This window comes from Candidatus Zixiibacteriota bacterium, assembly GCA_020853795.1.
Lineage (GTDB): Bacteria > Zixibacteria > MSB-5A5 > CAIYYT01 > CAIYYT01 > JADJGC01.
The window spans coordinates 1-5,541 of sequence record JADYYF010000031.1; the positions used below are offsets into that span (position 1 = coordinate 1).

Annotated in this window: 7 protein-coding genes; 3 read left to right on the forward strand and 4 right to left on the reverse strand. The window is 58.0% G+C overall.

Going from position 1 to position 5,541, the window contains the following annotated elements; genetic code table 11:
• Positions 1-119: 119 nt before the first annotated feature.
• The 4 genes from yidD to IT585_02025 all read right to left on the reverse strand — a co-directional run bounded on the left by yidD (position 120) and on the right by IT585_02025 (position 1,930).
• Positions 120-341: a membrane protein insertion efficiency factor YidD gene (yidD, locus tag IT585_02010; GenBank protein MCC6962008.1), complete on the reverse strand. Its 222-nt coding sequence runs from the start codon at positions 339-341 to the stop codon at positions 120-122.
• Positions 334-639, reverse strand: coding sequence for a ribonuclease P protein component (locus tag IT585_02015; protein MCC6962009.1), 306 nt, complete (start codon positions 637-639; stop codon positions 334-336). Before IT585_02015 ends, yidD begins: the two co-directional genes overlap by 8 nt.
• Before the next feature lie 22 nt (positions 640-661).
• On the reverse strand, positions 662-808 hold the full coding sequence (rpmH, locus tag IT585_02020; protein MCC6962010.1) for a 50S ribosomal protein L34: 147 nt from the start codon (positions 806-808) through the stop codon (positions 662-664).
• A gap of 99 nt (positions 809-907) precedes the next feature.
• Positions 908-1,930: a trypsin-like peptidase domain-containing protein gene (locus tag IT585_02025; protein ID MCC6962011.1), complete on the reverse strand. Its 1,023-nt coding sequence runs from the start codon at positions 1,928-1,930 to the stop codon at positions 908-910.
• Between the two features lie 118 nt (positions 1,931-2,048).
• Here IT585_02025 and IT585_02030 point away from each other — a divergent pair, with 118 nt between their 5' ends.
• The 3 genes from IT585_02030 to gyrB form a co-directional block, all read left to right on the forward strand.
• Positions 2,049-3,128, forward strand: coding sequence for a DNA replication/repair protein RecF (locus IT585_02030; protein MCC6962012.1), 1,080 nt, complete (start codon positions 2,049-2,051; stop codon positions 3,126-3,128).
• 290 nt (positions 3,129-3,418) lie between these two features.
• A complete protein-coding gene (locus IT585_02035) occupies positions 3,419-3,706 on the forward strand; it encodes a DUF721 domain-containing protein (protein MCC6962013.1) in 288 nt (95 codons plus the stop codon).
• A gap of 15 nt (positions 3,707-3,721) precedes the next feature.
• Positions 3,722-5,541, forward strand: a 1,820-nt coding sequence (gene gyrB, locus IT585_02040) for a DNA topoisomerase (ATP-hydrolyzing) subunit B (GenBank protein ID MCC6962014.1), incomplete at its 3' end; no start/stop codon positions are given.

Here is a 5,541-nt window from a genome sequence, read left to right on the forward strand (position 1 = left end):
GATGATTGCTGCGGCTCGGTCACTGGAGTTGGAGTCGGGGTAAAGAAGAAACTCCATGCAACGAAGATTAGGAAGATCAGGGCGATTGCAATGACGCTGTTACGATCAAACATGAGTGATTAATCCACCGGATCATAGCCGCCCGGGTGAAGCGGGTGACAGCGGCCGATTCGTTTGAGGGTTAGTGATGTTCCTTTGAGAAAGCCGTACTTGTGATAGGCCTCAACGGAATATTGCGAGCAAGAGGGATAGAAGCGACAGACCTTGGGCAGAAAGGGCGAGATCGCGAGCTGGTAACCGCGCACGAGCCACGCCAGGAGCTTTCCCAGGAAGCTATTCATTGCGGAGTAGCTCCGCGATTGATTGAGCAATCTGCTCGAGAGTCGCTGCCTGCGCCGCGGGTTTGGCGGACAGGACGATGGCGCATTCGGTTGGCCAGATAAACTTGTTGGTGCGAATAAATTCTCGCATCAGCCTGCGTATGCGGTTTCGCTGCGGGGCATTGCCGAGCCTTTTGGGCGTGCGCAAGCACCAGCGAGAAGATAGACCGGGAGTCGGCAGGCAACGGAAGAGCAGGAAGGCATCTTCCCGCTTGCGTCCAGACTGCAGAGTCTGTCGGATAATGGCTTCATCAGACAGACGAAATCCCCTGCCAAATCGATTATCTCTCGTCGGAAACCGTCAGTTTATAGCGGCCTTTGCGGCGGCGACGCGCCAACACTTTGCGGCCGTCCTTGGTTGACATTCGCTTGCGAAAACCGTGGTCGTTACTGCGTTTCCGTCGCGATGGTTGAAATGTTCGCTTCATTCCTCTCCCAGTCGATAAAAATTTAGCCCGATAGTTTAGCGGCAGTACTGGTGATTGTCAAGGGAATTATCCGGGAAAGCGCTCTCAGTCGGCTAACGGTCACGGCGCTTCGATCGGCGTAATCTCAACGGTCATAAGCTCATTGAGGCGGACGAAATCGAGTCTGAGTGCTTCGCCGGCACGCCATTCGGTCATCAGGCGATGGACGCTGTCGATATTTTCGACGGTCCGACTATTGATGGCGAGCACGATGTCGCCTCTGAGCAGGCCGGCGGCAGCCGCAGGCGTGCCCTTCTCGACGTGGATCAGTTCCACCCCATAAGTGTTGGGCAGGTTGTAAAAGCGCACCAGGCGCCGCGAAAGCAAGCGTGGTTGGCCGGCAACACCGAGATAACCGCGGCGGACACGGCCATGCTGCAACAACTGAGTGATGACCCAGGACGCCGTGCGTGCGGGGATGGCGAAACCGATTCCCTGCGCCAGGTGGATGATCGCGGTGTTGATACCGACGACCGTGCCGCGACTATCAAGCAGCGGGCCGCCGGAATTGCCAGGGTTGAGCGGCGCGGTATGCTGAATGACGTCTTCGATCAGGCGACCGCTTTGACTGCGCATCGCGCGACCGGTCGCACTCACGATGCCGGCGGAGACGGTTGACTGATACCCGAGTGGATTGCCCATGGCAATCACGAGCTGGCCAGGCCGCAGGCGACCGGAGTCATCGAGCTGGGCATAGCCGAGACCGGAAAGCTCGACCCGCAGGACCGCCAGATCAGTGGCCGGATCATCACCGATCACCCGGGCGGAGGCAGTTGTGCCGTCAAGCAGGGTAACAGCGATCGAGGCAGCTTCGTGGACGACATGGCTGTTGGTCAGGACGTATCCGTCAGGGGCAAAGATGACGCCTGAACCGGCCCCCTCTTGATGGCGGCGACCGCGAGCGGCTCTGGTTTTAACGCCGATGTTTACGACCGCGGGATTGGCGGATTCGACGACTGAAATGACGGCCTGAGAATAAGCATCAAGCAATGAGGTGTCGCCTGCGGCCGGATTGACAGCGGAAGCTTGGGTCTTATCGGCCGAATCCAACCGAGAAGTCAGCAGTTGTAGCGCGTTAGTCATCACTCACTCCGATGCCCGCCTGTGGATTATACGCAGCTGCGGCTTGTTCCACGTGAAATCTGATTGCGAAAGCCAGGGTGCCGACCATCTTACGGCCATGCACCTGACCAGAGTCCGTTTGAACGACTTTCGCAATTTGGCCACGATCGAATTCGCGCCGGAACCGGGGATCAACCTCATCGGTGGCCCGAACGGGTCGGGGAAGACCTCGATTATTGAGGCGATCTTCTACGCCTGCACGGCCCGGTCGTTTCGAACAGCTTCAGATGACCTGCTCATTCGCAAGGGGTCCGAGGTGGCGCGAATCGAGGTTGAAGGGTTAGTCAATGGCTCGGAGCGGACAATTGAGATCGCCTGGGGGACGGCGCACCGACGGCAGATCAAGATCGATGGTGTCAAGGTGCCACGAGTGGCGGAATTGTTCGAGTATTTCCACGCCGTCAGCTATGTACCGGAAGACGTGGAGTTGATTTACGGCGGCCCGGCAGTGCGGCGACGGCTGCTGGACTTGTACCTGTCGCAGGGCGATCGCGGGTACCTGAACGATTTGCTCGAGTACAACCGCATCCTGACTCAGCGGAATGCGTTGCTCAAGGGGTTCGAAATCAGCGACGAAGAACCGGCTGATCTTGAGATGCTCGATGTCTGGGACGCCCAGCTGGCAGCGGCCGGGTCCAGAATCAACGCCAAACGGCTGGCGCTGCTGGCCGCGGCGACAACGAAGCTGGCGGAGTATCATCGCGCGATCGCGGGCAGTGCCGGAGATCTGAGTTGGACTTATGAAACCTCGATCAGCGGCGACTGCACTTCCGCGGAGGCGTTCCGGCAGAAGCTGGCATCGGGGCGCAAACGTGATCTCTATCTCGGCTCGACCGGGCATGGTCCCCACCGCGACGACGTGGCGATCAAATTGGCGGCGGAGGCAACAAGGGGTTACGCCTCGCAGGGCGAAGCCAAGTCGATGGCGTTGGCAATCAAGTTTGCCATCTACGATTTCCTCACTGGACAGCTCGGTGATGCCCCGATCCTGCTTCTGGATGAGGTTACCAGCGATCTGGATCCACAGCGCCTGGCTGCATTGATGGCGACACTACCGAAGTTGGGCCAAGTCTTCTTGACCACGGCCAAGGCGGATCAATTGCGGTCGGTAACGGCGATCGCGAACGAGGTTCAGCTGTTCGAAGGGCGGCTGCTTTAGCCATTTGGGCGGGGCAACAACCGCGCAACCGGCAATTCCGGCAACATGAAATTCGCATCGGCTCAACGTGCTCTTGACCGCATAAACACTGGCTGAAATTGGGATCGGTGGCATCAGCGCGTGAGGCGACAAGCAGCGGTCGACGACTAATATGGAGTATTTGGAGCGTGTTTATAACTCGCACCATTACAATGAGTTACGGCGAGAAAAAAGCGATCCGGCGACGAGTTTTATCTTGCCCGCGCCGTTGAGGAAATCGTATATTAAGTGCTTGTTTTGCGGGGAAAATCGTGGTTCGACGCGCGGAAAATATCAAGACAATTCTGTCCCGGACCTTGACGAATCTGGGTCTGGACAAGCGTATGCGCGAGTCGGAAGCGGTTAAGGTTTTTGCCGAAGTGGTGGGTGACAAGATCGCCCAGAAGGCGCAGGCAGTGAGCATCAATGCGGGCGTGCTGCAGGTGCGGGTACCGTCATCGGCGTGGCGGCAGGAACTGAATTTCGGCAAGGCCGAGATTATTGAGAGGCTGAACGCGGCGCTCGGCGCGGCAGTGGTCACGGATATTTATTTTACTTAAGGATAAGAGGCAATCATGGCGGAAATCGACGAAGTGGATACTGAAGACAAGCCGAAGAAGGGCGCGCAGAGCTACGATGCCAAAACGATTCAGGTGCTCAAGGGGCTGGAAGCGGTACGCAAGCGGCCCGCGATGTACATCGGCGACACCGGCGTACGCGGGCTGCACCATCTGGTTTATGAAGTCGTGGATAACTCCGTCGACGAGGCGCTGGCAGGATTCTGCGACCTGATCAAAGTCACGATCACGACCGAGAACACGATCGTCGTCGAAGACAATGGCCGCGGTATCCCGGTGGATATGCATCCGACGCAGAAACGGCCGGCGCTCGAAGTTGTAATGACGATGCTGCACGCCGGCGGCAAGTTCTCGCACGAGTCGTACAAGGTCTCGGGCGGTCTCCACGGCGTCGGCGTGAGCGTGGTCAACGCGCTGTCGGAATGGTGCAAGGTCGAAGTCAGCCGCGACGGCAACGTCTATTTCCAGGAATACCACACCGGCAATCCGGTTGCCGATATGAAGATCATCGGCAAGTCCAAGAAGACCGGCACCAAGACGCATTTCAAGGCCGACAAAGAGATCTTCAAGAAGATCGAGTGGTCGTACGAGGTGCTGGCCGGGCGCGTGCGCGAATTGGCGTTCCTGAACAAGGGACTCCGGATCGATATCATCGACGAGCGCTCGGGCAAGACCGAAACGTTCCTGAACAAGGGCGGTATTGTCGATTTCGTCAAGTTCCTCAACGAGAACAAGGACCCGATCCACAACAAGCGCTTCTACTGCGAAAAGGAACGCGAGGGCGTGACGGTCGAGATTGCGCTGCAATACAACGACGGTTACGTCGAGAACATCTTCTCGTTCGTCAACAACATTAACACCGTCGAAGGCGGTACACACCTGGTCGGCTTCAAGACGGCATTGACCCGCACGATCAACAACTACATGACGAAGAACGGCCTGTTCAAGACCGGCAAGGACGCCCTCGATACGCTTCAGGGTGAGGATGTCCGCGAGGGTCTGACCGCCGTGGTCAATGTCAAGGTGCCCGATCCGCAGTTCGAAGGCCAGACCAAGACCAAGCTTGGCAACTCCGAAGTGAAGGGGATTGTCGAACAGGTGATGGGCGAGACCTTCTCGGAATGGCTGGAGGAAAATCCGACTGACGGCAAGAAGATCGCGGATAAAGGACTGGGCGCGGCATACACGCGCGAAGCGGCGCGCAAAGCCAAAGACCTGGCGCGGCGCAAGACGGCGCTCGACTCCGGGCGGCTGCCGGGCAAACTGGCGGATTGCTCTTCGCGCGAGCCGGAACACTGCGAGATTTTCATCGTCGAGGGCGATTCGGCCGGCGGCTCGGCCAAGCAGGGGCGCGACCGGCGCTTCCAGGCGATTCTGCCGATCAAGGGCAAGATTCTCAACGTCGAGAAAGCGCGACTGGATAAGATTTTGTCGAACGACGAAATCCGCTCGATCATCACGGCGCTCGGCACCGGCTTCGGCGAGGAGGACTACGACGTCTCGAAACTGCGTTATCACCGGATCATCATCATGACCGATGCCGACGTCGACGGCTCGCACATCAAGACGCTGCTATTGACGTTCTTCTTCCGCTACATGAAGGAACTGGTGGAGCAGGGGTATGTCTATATCGCGCAGCCGCCGCTCTACCGGCTGAAGTCGAACAAGCGCGAAATCTACGCCTATTCGGACGATGATCGCGACCGCCTGATGGAGCAGATGGGGCGCAAGGGTGTTTCGATTCAGCGCTACAAAGGTCTCGGCGAAATGAATCCCGAGCAGTTGTGGAATACGACGATGAACAACGAAACGCGGAC